Annotated in this window: 16 protein-coding genes; 8 read left to right on the top strand and 8 right to left on the bottom strand. The window is 65.5% G+C overall.

Features of this window, described 5'->3' with window-relative positions; genetic code table 11:
* Positions 1 to 224 precede the first annotated feature (224 nt).
* Positions 225 to 1169 carry a WD40/YVTN/BNR-like repeat-containing protein gene (locus EKH81_RS09915; protein ID WP_132058382.1) on the bottom strand — a complete coding sequence of 315 codons (945 nt, stop codon included), beginning with the start codon at positions 1167 to 1169 and terminating at the stop codon, positions 225 to 227.
* A gap of 126 nt (positions 1170 to 1295) precedes the next feature.
* Between EKH81_RS09915 and EKH81_RS09910 the strand changes: the two genes are divergently transcribed.
* The 6 genes from EKH81_RS09910 (at position 1296) to EKH81_RS09885 (ending at position 8331) form a co-directional block, all read left to right on the top strand.
* On the top strand, positions 1296 to 3263 hold the full coding sequence (locus tag EKH81_RS09910) for a prefoldin subunit (RefSeq protein WP_132058381.1): 1968 nt from the start codon (positions 1296 to 1298) through the stop codon (positions 3261 to 3263).
* A gap of 15 nt (positions 3264 to 3278) precedes the next feature.
* Positions 3279 to 4328, top strand: a complete 1050-nt coding sequence (locus tag EKH81_RS09905; protein WP_132058380.1) for a sensor histidine kinase — start codon at positions 3279 to 3281, stop codon at positions 4326 to 4328.
* Between the two features lie 45 nt (positions 4329 to 4373).
* On the top strand, positions 4374 to 5273 hold the full coding sequence (locus EKH81_RS09900) for a phosphoribosyltransferase HisG-related protein (protein ID WP_132058379.1): 900 nt from the start codon (positions 4374 to 4376) through the stop codon (positions 5271 to 5273).
* Positions 5274 to 5877: 604 nt separating this feature from the next.
* The gene (locus EKH81_RS09895) at positions 5878 to 6291 is read left to right on the top strand and encodes a DUF5805 domain-containing protein (protein WP_132058378.1); all 414 of its coding nucleotides are present in this window, start codon (positions 5878 to 5880) and stop codon (positions 6289 to 6291) included.
* A complete protein-coding gene (locus EKH81_RS09890) occupies positions 6281 to 7339 on the top strand; it encodes a tyrosine-type recombinase/integrase (protein WP_132058377.1) in 1059 nt (352 codons plus the stop codon). Before EKH81_RS09895 ends, EKH81_RS09890 begins: the two co-directional genes overlap by 11 nt.
* Positions 7340 to 7611: 272 nt before the next feature.
* On the top strand, positions 7612 to 8331 hold the full coding sequence (locus EKH81_RS09885; RefSeq protein ID WP_132058376.1) for a dolichyl-phosphate hexose transferase: 720 nt from the start codon (positions 7612 to 7614) through the stop codon (positions 8329 to 8331).
* Between the two features lie 111 nt (positions 8332 to 8442).
* Here EKH81_RS09885 and EKH81_RS09880 read toward each other — a convergent pair whose 3' ends face one another.
* The 7 genes from EKH81_RS09880 to EKH81_RS09855 are packed head-to-tail and all read right to left on the bottom strand — an operon-like array spanning position 8443 to position 16236.
* Complete coding sequence (locus EKH81_RS09880) at positions 8443 to 8937, bottom strand: NUDIX hydrolase (RefSeq protein WP_238392159.1); 495 nt, start codon at positions 8935 to 8937, stop codon at positions 8443 to 8445.
* On the bottom strand, positions 8934 to 10268 hold the full coding sequence (locus tag EKH81_RS19850) for a DUF7846 domain-containing protein (RefSeq protein WP_368407708.1): 1335 nt from the start codon (positions 10266 to 10268) through the stop codon (positions 8934 to 8936). Before EKH81_RS19850 ends, EKH81_RS09880 begins: the two co-directional genes overlap by 4 nt.
* Complete coding sequence (locus EKH81_RS19845) at positions 10265 to 11044, bottom strand: ArnT family glycosyltransferase (RefSeq protein ID WP_368407707.1); 780 nt, start codon at positions 11042 to 11044, stop codon at positions 10265 to 10267. Before EKH81_RS19845 ends, EKH81_RS19850 begins: the two co-directional genes overlap by 4 nt.
* Positions 11041 to 12240 carry an ABC transporter ATP-binding protein gene (locus EKH81_RS09870; RefSeq protein ID WP_394352039.1) on the bottom strand — a complete coding sequence of 400 codons (1200 nt, stop codon included), beginning with the start codon at positions 12238 to 12240 and terminating at the stop codon, positions 11041 to 11043. Before EKH81_RS09870 ends, EKH81_RS19845 begins: the two co-directional genes overlap by 4 nt.
* On the bottom strand, positions 12233 to 13867 hold the full coding sequence (locus tag EKH81_RS09865; RefSeq protein WP_132058375.1) for an ABC transporter permease: 1635 nt from the start codon (positions 13865 to 13867) through the stop codon (positions 12233 to 12235). Before EKH81_RS09865 ends, EKH81_RS09870 begins: the two co-directional genes overlap by 8 nt.
* Positions 13868 to 15025, bottom strand: coding sequence for an extracellular solute-binding protein (locus tag EKH81_RS09860; RefSeq protein WP_132058374.1), 1158 nt, complete (start codon positions 15023 to 15025; stop codon positions 13868 to 13870). It abuts the gene before it with no gap.
* Between the two features lie 50 nt (positions 15026 to 15075).
* The gene (locus EKH81_RS09855) at positions 15076 to 16236 is read right to left on the bottom strand and encodes an alpha-1 4-glucan-protein synthase (protein WP_132058373.1); all 1161 of its coding nucleotides are present in this window, start codon (positions 16234 to 16236) and stop codon (positions 15076 to 15078) included.
* A 127-nt stretch (positions 16237 to 16363) separates the two neighbouring features.
* On the opposite strand from EKH81_RS09855, the gene EKH81_RS09850 reads away from it, so the two are divergent.
* Positions 16364 to 16546 (top strand): hypothetical protein, encoded by a 183-nt coding sequence (locus tag EKH81_RS09850; protein ID WP_132058372.1) that lies wholly within the window; start codon positions 16364 to 16366, stop codon positions 16544 to 16546.
* An 80-nt stretch (positions 16547 to 16626) separates the two neighbouring features.
* Positions 16627 to 16809, top strand: coding sequence for a hypothetical protein (locus EKH81_RS09845; RefSeq protein ID WP_132058371.1), 183 nt, complete (start codon positions 16627 to 16629; stop codon positions 16807 to 16809).
* Positions 16810 to 16815 lie beyond the last annotated feature (6 nt).

Genomic DNA, 16815 nt, shown 5'->3' with positions numbered 1-16815 from the left:
TTCGCGCGGTCCCGCTCGCACCGTCGGAGTCCGACGGCGCGAGCGCGACGCGGAGGACGTGAACTGTCCTCTTGCGGTTGCGAGCAGATAGCTGGCGAGTCAGCCAGCAGTGTCATCAAGCGGTTTCGCCGCCGTCCGGCGGCGAAACCGCCCTACCTCGTAACCGCCAGTCCGACTACCCCGAAAGGGCTGAGCCAACACAGAGCGTTGCACGAGCCAGCGGTCTACACGCCACAGAGCGACGATACGCCAGCGGGAACCTCGCCACCGGTGACCCACCCGTCGGTCTCGCGCACGAGGACCCGACCGTCGTTCGTTCCGGCGACGACACCGCCGTCGTGGGCCGTCCACGCGAGCACGACCTCCTCGGGGCGGCCCGGATAGTCGAGCGCCTCGAAGGTGTCGCCCCCATCGCGGGACTCGAACAGCGCCGCGTCCGCTCCGGTCTCGCCGCTCCACGTTCCGGGCGAGGAGCGCGCCGCCGCGGCGTACAGCACGCCGTCGTCGGTGTCGCCCCCGTGGAAGAACGCCTCGCGGAAGTAGGTGTGGTCGAGAGCCTCGTCCAGTCGCATCCACGTCTCGCCCGCGTCCCGAGTTCGGTAGAGACCGCCGCCACAGGAGGCGACGTACTCGCCCGGACCGAGAATCAGAACGTGGTGCACGTCGTCGTGAACGCCCTGCTTTCGCTCGGTCCACGTCTCGCCCCTGTCGTCGCTGACGTGGACGCCGCCGACTTCGACGCCCGCGACCACGCGGTCGCGGGCGTCCGCGTGCGCGCCGAGACTTCGAATGTGGGCCTCGTCTCGGTGGCGGGGGGTGTACCACTCCTCTCGCGAAGGGAGGTCCTGGAACCCCTCCAACTCCGTCCACGACTCTCCGTCGTCCTCCGAAACGTAGAGATGTGCGGGGTGAGTACCCGCGTAGAGGCGCTCTCCGTCCGGGTCCCCGACGACCGAGTAGACTTCCTCGCGCGGCACGCCGAGGTCCGTCCACGAAGCCCCCTCGTCCGTCGAGCGATACAGTCCCGTCTTGGTCGCGGCGAAGACGCCGCGCCAGTCGTCGAACCGCCGAACCCGGAGGACTCGTCCCGAATCGAGGGTTCGCTCCGCGGACTCGAACCGCGGCCTATCTGCGCGATACACGCCGTCGTACGTTCCCACGAGCAGCATACGAAGACACACGGGCCGAAACGCCCTAAATTCCGGTGTCGAGTGCGACGCCTTCGGGAACGATTCCTCTCACAAATCTGTTCTGTCTGCGTGTGATTTATATGGCCGTTCTGGGATGTGAATCGTATGAGCGATAGTATGACCGAAGTCGTGACCGCGGAGGACAGCGGCGTCGTTGTCGAGAAGTCCTTCGAGGGCGACGAGTTCGCGGTCCCCGCAATCAAGTTCGTGGTACGGAGCCAGCGCGACGAGCGCGCGAGCTTCCGTCTCATTGACGACATTCCAGAAACGTTCCCGATGGATAACGTGGGCTTTCACCCCGACTACGAGAACGACAACTGGACCGCCTACAAGGACCACCGGGTCCAGTTCGAGCGCGAAATCGACGCCGACGAGGAGTTCGTCACGGTCTACGGCGTCCGACTCGGCGACGACGACGACCCAGGGAACTTCCTCGCTGCACCGACCATCGAGGAGGTCGCACCGGTCACGGTCGATTCGGGCGCATCCGAATCGGCCGACTCACCCGTCTCGGACTCCGGACCCGAGGCGGAATCGAGTCCGAGCGCCGACGCCCTCGGCGGCGAAGTCGGCGGCCCCGACGGAAACACCATCACCGACATCGTTTCGGAGGAGGACAGCCAGCTCGTCCGCGACGTGGTCGCGGGCGAGGACGACCTCGATCTCGACGACGAAGCCGCCGCGGACGACCCGCTCGCGGCCGACTCCGACCCGCTCGCCGAGGAGGGAGACGACCCGCTCGCGACAGATTCGGACCCGCTCGCCGCGGACGCCGACTCCGGCGACTCGGAGGAGTCGCGTGACGACGACCCGCTGGCCAGGGACGACGACTTCGGAGACGACGAGTTCGACCACGGCGAAGCCGACCTCGCCCCCGAAGCCGAGGACGACGCGTTAGAAAACGAAGGAGTGCTCGACGGCGAGGAGACGTTCCAGGACGAAGAGACGTTCGACGACTTCGAGGAAGACGGTCCCTCGGAGACCACGGAGGAACCCTCGGCCGTCGAACCCGAAGTCTCGCCGCCGAGTCCCGGAAGCGTGGCCGCGACGCTCGCCGAGGAGATTCGGTCGGGGGAGGTGGCCGACGACGACCTGCGGGCGATTCAGCGCGAACTCGACGTCGAGACGCCAGAGAGCACGAACGTCCGCATCCGCCACCTCCAGTCGCGGGTCGAGGACCTCTCGGCGTACACCGAGGCGCTCGAAGAGTTCATCGACGAGAACGGGGTCGCCGACGACATCCTCGGCGGTTTCGAGACCGACCTCGCGCAGGTCCGCGCCGACATCGAGGCGTTCGAGAACGAGTTACAGGCGGTTCGCACCGACACCGCCGACACCGACGACAGAGTCGAGGAACTCGACGCCGACCTCTCGGCGGTCGAAGCCGATATCTCGACGTTCGAGACGAGTCTCACGGCGGTCGAGTCCGACCTCGACACCGTGAAATCGGACCTCGGAACGGTCGAGGACCTGCGTGCGGACGTTTCGGCGGTCGAGGACGAACTCGGCGCGGTCGCCGACCTCCGCACGGAGGTCGGCGACCTCGAGGACGACCTCGACGCGGTTGCGGACCTCCGTGAGGACGTACAGGCGCTCGAAGACCTCCGTGAGGACGTACAGGCGCTCGAAGACCTCGGCGACGACGTGCAGGCGCTCGAAAGCCAACTGGAAGCGGTCGGCGACCTCGAAGACCTCGGCGACGAGGTCGAAGCGCTCGAAACGGGTCTCGACGACCTCGAAGGACTGGTGGGCGCGAACACCGAAGACGTGACGGCCGTCGGCGACGAACTCGAAACGCTCACGGACGAACTCGACGCGGTTCGTTCCGAACTCGAAAACGTGGCCGACGTGTCCGAGGAAGTCGAGAGCGTCTCCGAGGAGGTCCGAAATGTCTCCGAGGAGGTCGGGAACGTCTCCGAAGACGTCGATTCGTTGTCGTCAGACCTCGACGCGATGGAGGAGAACCTCACCGCGCGCGTCGAGAGCGTCGAGGGCGACATCACCGACATCCGCGACGAAATCGAAGGGATTCAGGAGTGGCGCGACCGGATTAGCGACGTGTTCGGCAACTAATCGACGACTGCTCGCATGTGCTCCGGGTTTGACGTATCCGATGCGACGCCAACCGCAGTGTCGCTTCGGGAGTGGTCGGTCGCCGGGTTCGGCGGTAGCTTGCTCGCCGTCTCGGTGAGTCACGTGTTCGTCTCCGACGAGGTGTTGTCCCCGGAAGTCGTCCAACTCAGTCTCCCAATCGGTCTCTCGTTGTTTCTGGTCGCGCTCGGCGTCTGGCTTCGACTGGACGACACTCCGGCCGACCTCGTGACCGCGGTTCTCCTCTGGAGCGTGGGTGGCGCGACCGTGATGGGCCTGCTCTCGGGATGGGTGTCGGTCCTCCAGTCGATGCAGGGCCGACCGATGCTCCAACCGGAGACCATCGCTCTCACGAAAGTCACTCTCGGGGCGCTCGGTGGCGGTCTGCTCGGTGTCTACTACAGTCGCGTTCAGCAGCGCACCGCGGAGTTGGCCGAACAGCGAAATCGGTTAGACGAGTTCGCGAGCATCGTCTCCCACGACCTCCGCAATCCGATGAACGTCGCGCAGGGCCACCTCGAACTCGCGCGGGAGACGGGAGACGAACACCACTTCGAGGCGGTCGAGCGCGCTCACGGGCGCATGGAGCGACTCGTCGACGAGGTGCTCGCGCTGTCGCGGCAGGGTGAGACAGTGGGCGACCTCGCGCGCGTGGACCTCGATACGGTCGCACGCGACGCGTGGGGTACGGTCGAGACGCCCGAGATGACGCTCCACGCCGCTGCCGATGAGACCGTACGTTCGGACGAGCGGCGACTGCGCGCGCTGTTCGAGAACCTCTTTCGAAACGCGGTCGAACACGGCGGCGAGGAGGTCACGGTCGGGAGCTTCGACTCCGGGTTCTACGTCGCCGACGACGGGCCGGGAATCCCGGCCGCCGACCGCGAGCGAGTGTTCGAAGGCGGCTACTCGACGCGCCCCGACGGAACGGGCTTCGGTCTCGCCATCGTGCGTCGTATCGCCGAAGCCCACGACTGGCGAATCCGCATCACCGACAGCGAAGTGGGCGGGGCGCGATTCGAGTTTCTCGACGCCCGCGAGAACTGACCGGAAACGCAACGCGTTTACTCCCGCCGTGCCACGTTTGGCCTAATGACTGAGACGATTCCGGTCGCGGTACCGCGCAAAGGGCGACCGCTGGAGGCGGTCCTCCAGCGGGTCGCCGAGGAGGCCGACGCCGAGCGAGTCGCCGACGACGTTATCTCGACGCTCCGATACGAGAAGGCCGTCACCAAGGGAAGCCAGACTCCCGAGCGAGGGCCCTACGCTCGACTCGCCGACTACAGCCATCCCGACGACAGCGCCGAACCCGATTACACCCTTCTTCGGGACGACCGGGCCGGAAAGCCGCGCCGAATCGTCTTCGATAGCCTCACCGTGCCCGTCGGCGACGTGGAACTCCGACTCGTGGGACGCGAGGAGCCGTTTCGCGCGCTCCGCAAGCACGAGTTCGCGCTCGGCTTCGACAGCGCCGACCTCGTGCTCGAAGAGGTCGTGGAACTCCGTCCCGACCCGCTGACCCGAATCGCCGACGTGAACGCCCGCATCGACCCCCACGACACCGACGTTCGGGTGGTCGCCGGGATGGGCGATACGGTGTACCACACGCTGATGGCGGCCCCCGAGGCGCTCCCGCAGGGCGAGCGCCCGACGCGAGCGTTTTTGAGCGAGTACGAAGGCGGTCTCTGTATCTCGCCGCGCTACGAGCGACTCGTGGAAGCGGTCCTCGGCACGCGAAACACCGGGGCGCTCGACTTCGAGTACCCCGGAGAGGACCAAGAGGAAGAAGCCGCCATCGCGGAGACCGAGGTCGGGGTGTACCTGACCGTCACCGGCTCTACCGCCCGCGAACACGGTCTCGTCGTGGGCGAGGAACTGTTCCCGAGCGAGACGGTGCTGATGGAAAACTGCTCGGAGGCCAGTACGGGTGTCGAGCGCGCGAAGGAAGTCTTCTTACGAGCCGACACCGAGACCGAGATGGCGATTCACTGACAGGGGTTCGCGTCTCGCCTGTGGTTCGACCCGACCGAGAGATATCGCAAAATAGCGTGTATCAGTTCGGCGGCTTGCTCGCCCGTTTCGGCCTCGCGGTTCCACGCCGGTTCGGAGCGTTTTCGAGGTGGTTCGAGATAGCCCTCGCGACGGGCCAAAAATCCCCTGGTCGAGAGCACGCGACTGTTTCCTCTTTTGTTGTTTCAATTCTCCCTACGAAATAGGTCGGCGGTCGAGGCCGCGACGGATTTGTCGCGACACCGACAAATCACATTTCGAAATATCGTCGATTGGCCGACTCGGTTCGAGTAGGTCCGGGTACCGACGACCCGAACGAGACTCTGTTACCGGAGCAAATCATCGCCGAACGGCATCGCCTTCAGCGGTCAATTTCTCGAAGGATGCACGGCCTAGTTAGTAATCTCTCTAAGCAGGCCCACCCCTACCAAAATTATAATCTCTCTTTGCAGGACTTCTAATTAGTAAACCTCTCCATTTAGTACTCAAAATCACTGGCTGGTGGTACTATACACGCAAATAAGATACTTTATCCCCGTAATTGGGACACATTCATATACTGAGGGTGAGACGCACCAAGCGAGCGATGAACGACGAGGTTGACACCGACCGGACGGCCGTGAAGACGTTCGTGCCAGCGTACCAGAAAGAAAAGTGGAAGCGTCACGCCGACGAACTCGACATGAGCCAGAGCGAGTTCGTCAGAACGATGGTACAGGCCGGGAGACGCGGGTTCGACCTCGAATCCGGGGCGGGTGAGACGGAGAACCCCGCGGAAGGTGGTCTTGAAGGGTCGAACCCCGGGGGTGGCGGCCTCGAAACGCGCCTTCTCGACCGCCTCGATTCGGAAGGCCATCTGTCGTGGGACCAACTGGTAGACGAACTCGCGGGCGACTTCGAGGACCGACTGGAGGAGACCCTCCAGCGACTCCAGAACGAGAACCGAGTCCAGTACAGCGGCCGCCGGGGAGGCTACACGACGGTGGACGATGGCGAGTAGTCGGGCCACCGAGGAAGTCGACCCCGACGACCCGGTGAGATACTTCCTCGAAGACCTCCGGTACCACGGCAAGAGCGACCGGACTCGCGAAGCCTACGAGCGCGTCCTTCGGGAGTTCGAGTCGTTTCTCGACGCACCCGAGCGCAATCCTCGCGGGGAGTCGCTCCCTCCGGGCGACGCGGCCCAGCGCGAGTGCATGGCGTGGGTCCACGGCCACCGGGGCGATCTCGCGGACAGCACCGTCGCCACGTACGCGTCGTACCTCCACCGATTCTATGCGTACATGACGCAAGTCGGCGCGTTCGACTCGAATCCGATGGCGCTCGTGGTCGAGGAGATGAACGAGTCCATCGACAAGGACCCGACTCGCCGGGAGATTTCGGTCCCGCAGATGCGGGCGTTCGTCGGCGAGATTTCACACCCGCTGGAGCGGGCGGTGGTCGTCACCCTGCTCAAAACCGGGGTTCGGGTCGGCGAACTCTGCAACCTCGACCTCCGGGACGTTCGACTTTCGGGCGAGGCGAGCGAGGCGTACGAACTCGGTACGCGACCACAGCTCGACGGCCGCGGAGACGCGCTGTTCGTCGGTTCGGACGCGGGGCGCGGCGACGTGGTCAACGGCGAAGAGCGGACGGCGGCGAACAAGCGCAAGCGCCCGACCGTCGTCCCGGTGGACGGAGAACTCGCGTCGGTACTGACTCGGTGGCTGGCCGTCCGTCCCGACGCCGTCTCGGACGCCGAACCGCTGTTCGTCAGCACCAGCAAGAAGTGGGGACGCCGACTCACTCCTCAGATGGTTCGGAACGTCGTCGAGACTCACGCCCGCGAAGCGGGGTGGTACCGACGGGGCGGCGGCGCGGAGGAGAACGTCACGCCGCACTACTTTCGACACTTCTTCACGACCCACCTCCGGGACCGCACCGGCGACCGGGGAATCGTGAAGTACCTTCGCGGGGACGTGGCGACCGACATCATCGACACGTACACCCACAACTGGGGCGACCGCGTCCGGGAAGTGTACGAGGAGAACATCTACTCGCTTCTCTGAGTTCGAGGTATCTTGCTTTTGTATCCTTTTCGAGAGTTCGACGTTCCCGATCGAACGTATACATGGTATACTGCTATACGGAATTTCTCTCGTTCGGGGGAACTCGCAGACGGGTGAAATCGGTGAAAACGACGGATTCGGAATCGACTGGTCGGAGATACCCGATTCAGTGACATCTCATCCGGTCTCGGAGCGTGATAGTGACAGATACCGAGTGTGTTTTTTGGCGAACCTAAAAGTACAAATACGGGCCGATACAAGCGTTCAGCAAGATGAGTACGGACGCGGTCGGTACGGATGCCGAGGCGACTGAACAGTACACCTTCGACGACCTGAGTGTCGTCATGGGCACCTACAACGAGGAGGCCGCTATCGAGGCGGTCCTGTCCGACATCGACCGAATCACCGACGGTCGCGCGGAGGTCGTCTGCGTCGATGGGTCGAGCGACCGAACTCCCGAAATCGCTCGCGAACACGGCGCACGGGTCATCAAACAGGAGCCGCAGGGCTACGGCGTCGCGGTTCGGGAGGCCCTGCTCGCGGCCGACCGCCCGGTGGTCGTGACGACCGACTGCGACGACACGTATCCGATGGAACAGCTTCCGGAGTTCCTCGACTACGTGAACCGCGGCTACGACGTGGTGAGCGGCGACCGCCTCTACTGGGGAGCCGACGCGATGCCGGACTTCAATCGGTTCGGGAATCAGGCGTTCGCCCTGCTGGCGAGCGCGCTGATGGGCGAACGCGTCCACGACACCACGACAGGAATGCGCGCGTACCGCCGGAGGGTCATCGAGGACGTGGCGTGGACCGAGAACACCGGGCTGTCGGCCGAACTACTGATTCGGCCCCTAATGAGAGGCTACGACGTGCGCGAAGTCCCCATCGAGTACGACGAGCGCGCGGGCGAGACCAAACTCGACCCGATAAAGGGCGGACTGGCCATCGCGAAGTCCATCGTGAAGGTGTGTCTCGAAGAGCGACGGCAGTGAGCCGCCCGGGATTTTATATACGAAGACGGAGCTAACTCGGCGCGGGCGCTCCTCACGGGTCGGTCGTCGCTCCCGAACCGACAGTCCGCGTAGTCCGAAAGGGCCGAGCCATCACCCGAAGTGGCGACGCAGGAGAGCGGGGTCGCGGGCGTCGTCGGGCACATCTGCGAACCACCCCGCAGCCTCGATTTCCGAGTCGTCTACGCCGAGGTCGTCGCCGAGTTCGGCGTCTTCGGTGCGGGCATCGAAGACGACGAAGTGGCCCCGAACAGCGTCGTCTCCGGAGACGAACGTCTGTTCGACCACCTCCACCGGTCGCTCGACGCTCGCGGCGAGACCGGTCTCCTCGCGTACCTCGCGCGCGACTGCTTCGCGGAGGGTTTCGCCGGACTCGACGTTCCCGCCGGGAAGCACCCAGCCGTCGCTCCAGCGGTTTCGGACGAGCGCGATTCGGTTGTCGTCGTCGCGGACGAGTGCCCCGACCCATCGGTCGAGTCCCGAGGTGACGTTCTCTCGGACAGTTTCGAACGATTCGGAGTCGAGCCGAATCGTCTCCTCGCTCGTCGACACCGATTCGCGGTCGCGGAGCAAATCGATTCGAGTCACGAATCCGACTCGCTCGCCGACGAATAAATATCCGTCTCCACGTGGACGCCGGAGGGAACCGCGCCGGGTACGTACGCGGCCTCGCCACCGCACTCGTCGGCGACGAAGCACGCCTCGCGGTAGGGCGAGAGCGCGACTAACTCGCCGTCGTCGTCGCGGACCGGGAGTTCGAGCCGGTAGGAAAAGCCCCCGCCTGCGGCGTCGCTGACGAACACCTGCAGGAGTACCTCGTCGTCGGAATCGACCGGAACCGACCCGTTTTCGCCGACCGGGCTGATTTCCGACCCGACGACGCGAGCCGAACCGTTCGCGACTCGAAGGTCGAGCGAGACGTTCCCGGTGCCGTTCATCGCGTAGTAGCTCGCGCCCTCGGCGGTCGAGAGCCGCGCCGAAACGCGGTCTGCGTGGTCGGGGACGCCGAACGAAGCGCCCACTCCGACCGAGTCGCCACGGACGACCCGGACCTCGCGGAGGGCCGAGTCCACCGACTGGCCGAGGAAGGGCGTCCACTCGCCGCGGTAGACGTAGCGGTAGTAGGTGCGGTCAGGGTACTCGGCGGCGACTTCGGCCGTATCGGGTCCGTCCATCGCGTAGACCACCTCGCCGTCGAAACCGGGGTCGTTTCGGAGGTGCTGGAACGGGTGATTCAGCCAGTCGCCGTACGGCGTCGGGAGGAACACCACCGCGTTCGAGAGGTCACGGTCCTCCAACGGCTGGTAGGACTGCTCGTACGCGCCCGTTATTTCGGCGTTCTCGGCGAGCGTCGGCGCGAGGGTACCCCCGGCCGCGCCAGCGAGGAGAAGCGTTCCGACCACCGCGACCGCCGCGAGGGTCGCCCGCGGGCGTACCGTGCGGGTCGTCCGCGCACGCACGCGGTCGAATCCGAGTACGGTCGCGTGGGCCGCGAACGCCGCGGTCGGCACGAGCAGGTCGAAGTGGTAGTACGGCCCGAGCGTGTCCACGAGTCCGTCCGCGGGGTCCGCGAGGTCGCCGAGGATGTTGAGGTTCCCCCAGAAGTAGACGTTGCCCGCGACGACGGAGACGAACAGTCCGGCGAGCACGGCGCGGGTCTGCGCGTCGGTGAACTCGGGCGACCAGTTAGGGTCGGCCCGCCGGAGGAACGCGCCGACACCGACGAGCGCGAGCAGCGCGCCGACCGGTCCGGCGACGACCCACTCGGCGAACAGCACCGAGACCACCTCGGCGTTCGCCCGGAGCGCGAGCGCCGGGGTGTACTCCCGACCGTAGCCAAGAATCTCGCGGTAGCCGAAGCCGAGACCGTCGCGCGGCGCGAACGCCTCGTAGGGGAACGTCAGCGCCGACCCGGTCACTGTGGCGTTGTACGCCAGCGTGGTCCCGACGCCCGCGAGGCCGAAGACGGCGGTAATCGAGAGTCGGGCGAGTCGGACCGGGACGAAAAGCCGCGGACGAGCGAGTACAGCGCGTGTGCGATGAACGGGGCCGCGAACAGTACGGCGGTGTAGGGTCGCGAGAAGAACGCGATGCCGATTGCGAGGCCCGCGAGCGCGGCGTACCCGTAGCTCGCGCGGGCGAGCGCCTGCGGCGCTCGCCCGCGCGAGGCGGTTCTCGGTGTGTTTCGGGATTCCGCGCGCGCGCCCCGGACGTACGCCACCGCGAACACCAGATTCCAGAACGTCGTGGGCGCGTAGGGGAGGAAGATAGAGGAGTCCACGAGGAACAGCGGCGACGCGAGCAGAAAGGCTCCCGCGAGCAGACCGGTCCGGCGGTCGAACGCCTCGGCGACAAGCAGAGTCGTCAGGCCGACGTTCCCCGCGGCGACCAGCGCGAGCGCGGTTCGGTAGCCGCCCAGAAGCTCCCCGACAGCGAACATCGCGGCCGGAATCGGCGCGTACTTCGGGTACAACTGCGCGCCGTCTTCGACGAAGAACCACGGTCTGAACGCATCGGGCACGGGCGGCCGGACGAACAGCTTCCCCTCCAACAGCATCGTGGCCTGCTGGAGATAGACGCCCTCGTCGTGGTTGGGCGTGTGGTACGGAAACAGTTCGGTTGCCAGAAAGAGAACGACCCCGCCCGCGAGCAGGGCGAGCGCCCCGGCCAGCAGGCGAAACCGTCGGCGATTCATTGAGTTCGCGGGGCCTCTGCGCGTCGTTCGGTCCCTTCCGGGGCGTCCTCGCGCGGCGGGTACCACGCGAGCGTGTGGTCGGCGTCGAGTTCGACCGTCACGGGCTTACCGATGTCGAGTTCCTTGACGTGGTTGTGCTGGCAGTGGACCACGTCGCCGTTTCCGAGTTCGACGCGGTAGACGAACGACGGACCGGTGTACTGGCGGTGAATGATGTGGCCGTCGGCCTCGCGCTCGCTCACGACGGTCGCCTGAAGGTCGTCGGGCCGGACCAGTACGTCGAGGTCGGTGCCGGCGTACTCCTCGGAGAGACCGTTGAGACGCTGGGGCGTGAACACGCCGATTGGGGTCTCGATGGCGTCGTCCTCGTACCGACCCGAGAGGAACCCTGCCTGCCCGAGGAAGGAGGCGACGAACCGCGATTCGGGGTGTTCGAACACGCTCTCGGGGCGGCCCGCCTGCTCGACGTCGCCGTCGTTCATCACGGCCACGCGGTCGGAGATGGAGAGCGCCTCCTCCTGGTCGTGGGTCACCGAGACGGCGGTGACGCCCGCCTCCTTCAGAATCGCGCGGACCTCCTCGCGCATCTCGACCCGGAGGCGAACGTCGAGGTTCGAGAAGGGTTCGTCGAGCAGGAGGATGGCGGGTTCGGGCGCGAGCGACCGCGCGAGCGCGACCCGCTGTTGCTGGCCGCCCGATAACTCGTCTGGCTTGGCCTCGCGGTGGGCCGAGAGATTCACGAGGTCGAGAAGGGACGTGATTTTCTCGTCGATTTCCTCGTCGGTCGCGTCGGTGAGTCCGAACGCGACGTTCTCGGCAACCGTGAGGTGCGGGAACAGCGCGAAGTCCTGGAACACCAGCCCCACGTTTCGGTTCTCGGGCGAGACGCTGGTGGTCCCGTCGGCGACCACCTCGCCGTCGAGTCGGACCGACCCCGAATCCGGGCGCTCGAGTCCGGCCATCATCCGGAGCGTGGTGGTCTTCCCGCACCCGGACGGCCCGAGCAGGGTGAGCAGTTCGCCCTCGTGAACCGACAGCGAGAGCGAGTCCACCGCGGTCTCGGAGCCGTAGGTCTTGGTGACGCCGTCGAGTTCGAGCACTCGGTCGGCGTCTGGACTCGACTCCCCGGGGTCGTCCGGCGTTCGTTCGCGTTTTCGTACCATGTCCTGCGTGTCGTTCGACAGTTCGCTATCCATCGTTTTTTCCTTCTTGTCCCACGAGACTGCCGTCCTGTCTGAGGAGGACGAGCATCGAGAGCGCCGAGACGCCCACGAGGACGAGCGCGGGGACGGCGGCCTGTCCGTAGTAGCCCGCTTCCTGTACGTTCCAGATGTACGTGACGAGGGTTTCAAAACCTGTCGGACGCAGCATGAGGGTCGCGGGAAGCTCTTTCATCGTCGTGAGGAACACGAGCGCCGCGCCCGCGACCACGCCCGGCGCGATGAGCGGCAGGGTCACTCGCCGGAAGGTTCGGCCGGGCGTCTCGCCGAGCGTCCGTGCGGCCTCGGTGAGTTTGGGGTCCACCTGCAACACCGACGACCGGACCGACCCGACCGCTTGGGGCAGGAACCGAACGACGTAGGCGAACGTGAGGAGCGGAATCGTCTGGTAGAGTCCGGGTACGTTTGCCGACCCGAAGTAGACGAGCGCAAGCCCCAGCACCACGCCGGGGGTCGCGTACCCGACGTAGCTCGCGCGCTCGAACAGCGTGGCGAGTGCGGCGTCCGACCGCCCGGAGAGGTACGCCACGGGGAGCGCCGCGAGGGTAGCGACTCCGGCGGCGAGCACGGCCACGTACACCGAACTGAGACCGTAGAGCCACGAGAACTCGAAGCCGCCGCCAGCGTACCCCGGTCCAGGTCGGGTGAGCCACACGAACAAGATACCGACCGGGACGACGAGACACACCACTGCGACGAGCGTACAGAACGCGAGCGCGGGGAACTTCCAGACGCCGAGCGAGAATCGGACCGACCCGGACCCGCGCGAGACGTGTGCGCCCTCGTCGCTCGCGCTGACCCGATTTTCGAGCGCGAGGATGACAGCGGCGAGCGCCAGCAGCTGGAGCGACAACAATGCCGCGAAGTTTCGGTCCCACATGTTGACGTATATCTCGCGGGTGAACACCGGGAACTGCATGATTGCGGGCGTGCCGAAGTCCGAGAGCGCGTACAGCGCCACCAGCAGGCTCCCGGCCGCGATGCCCGGCGCGATTTGCGGGAACGTCACTTTCTTGAACGCGTCCCACCGGCCGTGATTAAGGGTTCTGGCGGCCTCGATGAGAGTGCCGTCGAACGAGATGAGTGCGGCTCGCGTCGTGAGGAAGACGTAGGGGTAGGTAAACAGCGTCAGTACCAACACGGCACCGTGGAAACCGTAGATGGTCGGAATCTCGGATATTCCGAGCGGCGCGAGGAGTTGGGCGAGTTCGCCCCGCGGCCCGAACGCCGAGACGAACGCGAACGCGCCGATGTAGCTCGGCACGACGAGCGGGAGCGACACCACGACGGTCCAGAACCGACGGAACGGGAGGTCGGTCTGGACCGTCAGGACCGCGAGCGGGACGCCAATTACGACCGACCCCGCGGTGACTCCCGCGACGAGCAGGATGCTGTTGGTGACGATTTCGAGCGTGGAGGGCTGAACGAGGAGTTCGAGTGCTTGTTCCGTGCCGATTTCGAGCGACCGCATAACGAGCCACGCCACCGGAAAGCTGGCCGCGGCGGCGACGGCTCCCGCCAACAGAATCAGCGCGACTCGAGGCGGCGCCTCGTCGTCGCCAACATCCCCGACGACCTTTCGGAGGCGGTCACTCGTTGCCATCTACAGTCCAACTTCGTCGAGGAGTTCGTCGGTCGGTTCGAGGTCCGATAGCTCCGAGAGGTCCACGTCTGGCGGCGACAGTTCGTCCACCGTCGGCAGACCTCCAACCGGCTTGACACCCGGAATCATCGGATATCCGAACGCCCGAGTGGCGAAGAACTCTTGAGCCTCCGACGACAGTAGATGCTGCGCGAAGTCGGCCACGAGTTCGGACTTGTCGGTACCCTCTATCATCTCGACACCGGAGACGTTGACCAGCGCACCCGCGTCGTTCTCGGTGAACGCGAGGTCGATGGGGGCGTCGGGGCGGGACGCCATCACCCGAATGGCGTAATAGTGGTTGGCGAACGCGGCCGAGATTTCGCCGTCGGCGACAGCGTTCGACGCGAGGAACTCGCTCTGATAGTCGGTCGCGCCGTGATCAATCATCCCTTCGAGCCACTGACGGGCGTCGTCCTCACCCGCGATGAGTCGCATCGCGGTGACGAACGATTTGAACGCGCCGTAAGTGGGTGCCCACCCCACTGCGTCCTCCAGGGCCGCCACCTCGGGGAACTCGTGGATATCGGTCGGGATGTCTGATTCCGAGAGCTCGTCGGTGTTGTACGAAATCGCTCGGGCCCGCCCCGCCACGCCGACCCAGTTGCCGTCGCCGTCCCGGAAGCCCTCCGGGACCGGGTCGAGCACGCGGTCGGGAAGGGTTGCGGTCACGCCGGCGTCGGCCGCAACGCCAAGCGAGGTGCTGTCTATCGACCAGAACACGTCTGCGGGACTCTCGCCGCCCTTCTTTTCCTCGATGATGGTGTTGGCCAGCGCGGACGAGGAGTCCAACCGCGTCTTGGCCGTGAAGTCGGAGTACTTCTGTTCGAGGAGGTCCATGAGATTCGCGTAGATACCGCCCTCCCCGCCGCCGAGGTAGACGTTGAGTTCGCCTTCGAGGTCCGGGAGGTCGTCCATCGAGGTGCCGCCCGGCGCGTCGCGACTCTCGACCATCGGGCCGGAGCCGCGGAAATCGGAAATCGAGAGGCTTCCGCCGTCGCCGTCACCGTTTCCTGGCGTGAGTTGGTCGAGGTCCACACAGCCCGCGAGTCCAATCGTGCCTGCGACTGCGCCGCTCTGGAGGAGTCGGCGTCTCGTCCATCGCTGATGCTCGCTCATACGTAAAATTAGGCTGGCCTAAAACTCTTATAACTACCGGTTTCCGCGTCTCAGTCGTCGGCGGGTGCGGGCGCGGTTCGGAGGGTGCGAAGTTCGTCGAGCGCCGCGAGCCAGTCGAGCATGTACTCCCCGACGTAGTTGAAGAACGCGCCGTTGTTGTAGGCTTCGAAGTCGCCCTCGGCGAGTTCGGTCGCCATCGCCTCGAAGACGGCCGCGTAGGAGTCGGCGTCGGCTCCTGCGTCGTCTATCACCTCCCAGAGGTGCTCGTTGAGTTCGAGACCCGGCACCTCGTTGTTGAGGTCGTCGAACGTCGAGCGCGGGGCCTTGTTGTGTTCGCAGAGCGGGCCGCCGTTGTAGATTCGCTTGCCGAGCAGGTCGCACGCGCGCTTGAGGAACACGCCGCTCCAGATGTCGTCGAATCGGCCCACGTCCCACCGATTTTCGTCCATCGGAAGCTGGTAGAACGCCGGGACGATTTCGCGGCGGAACGCGAGATTCATCGAGCAGACCGTGAGGTAGTTCCCGCGCGCGGCCACGAAGTCGCCGGCGTAGTCGTCGGCGGTCGTCCGGGTCTGGGCCTGCCCCTGCAGGTCGCCGTCCATCAGGATTCGGACCGCGTCGAGGTCCGGAACGTTGGTCCAGAGGCCCTGGGAGGCCACTACGTCGGATATCTCGGTCGTGTCGGTGTCAACCGTCTCGTCCATCGCGGAGTAGGGGTAGCCCCGGGGGTACAGCCCGTGCTCGTCGTAGTTCTGGTAGAGGACGTTGACCCACTGCTCGTCCGAGGAGACCTCCTCGATTTCGCCCTCGTAGTCGAGGTTCCGCATATGCTGGCCGAAGAAGTCGGCGTCGTCGTGGGGCAGGGTGTCGTCGTCGATGAAGAAGCCGTACTCGAAGTCGTTGGCCCAGAGGTAGAGCAGGCCGAAACTCGTCTCGGCGTGGCTCGCGGCGGGGACGACGTGGTCGTACTCCGCGATGCCGCGTTCGTCGTACCACTCCTCGCGCCGGGAGCCGTCGAACACTTCGCCCGAGACGCCCTCCTCGGCGAGCATCTCGGCCATCGCGTCGGTGTCACAGAAGTCCTCGGTCACGAGGACGACGTGGAGGCGGTCCAAGTCGAAACCGTGGGTTCGGGCGTTCTCGAAGTACGCTCGCATGCACTCGTACTCTCGAATCGTCGGGACCACCACGCAGATGTCTGGACTCGTCATTCGTTACTCCGGATTGGTTTAGGCAGGCCTAAAAAGTTATTCATTCGGGTTCGAACGACCTCGTCGCGCCCGCCCGAACACGTTCGCGAGCATCTCTACGATTTCCGAGAACGACCGTTCTATCGAGATGAGAGGGAACGAACCTCGGTTCTGGGCCGGTGTCGCCACGCTCGCAATCGCGGGCGCACTGCTGTTCGCACCGCTGGTCGCATCGATGCCGTACCTCGACGCGATACTCGCGGTTTCGGTGGTCGCGGCGTACGCGGGTGCGGTGCTGGTCGGACTCTCAACCGAGGGCCGCCCGGTGTGAGCGTCTGCCCGACTATCGGACCGCCACATCGACGACCGGCAACGGGAGCTAAGTGCCTCCGGGATGATAGGACCACAGAGATGAATCGGGAAACACTGGAGTTCTGGGGCGGGGCCGGGATTATCGTCCTCGCGGGCATTCTGCTGTTCGCGCCGCTGGTCATCGCGGCCGAGTACACCTTCGTGTTGCTCGTCATCGGAGTGTTGGGATTGGCGGTCGGCGCGCTGTTGGTCGGTCTCTCTCAGCGCGGGCGGGCGGTGTGAAAACCG

The organism is Halorussus amylolyticus, assembly GCF_004143485.2.
Lineage (GTDB): Archaea > Halobacteriota > Halobacteria > Halobacteriales > Haladaptataceae > Halorussus > Halorussus amylolyticus.
The sequence above is the reverse complement of the archived record's forward strand: the minus strand, read 5'-3'. Positions and strand labels throughout refer to the sequence as shown.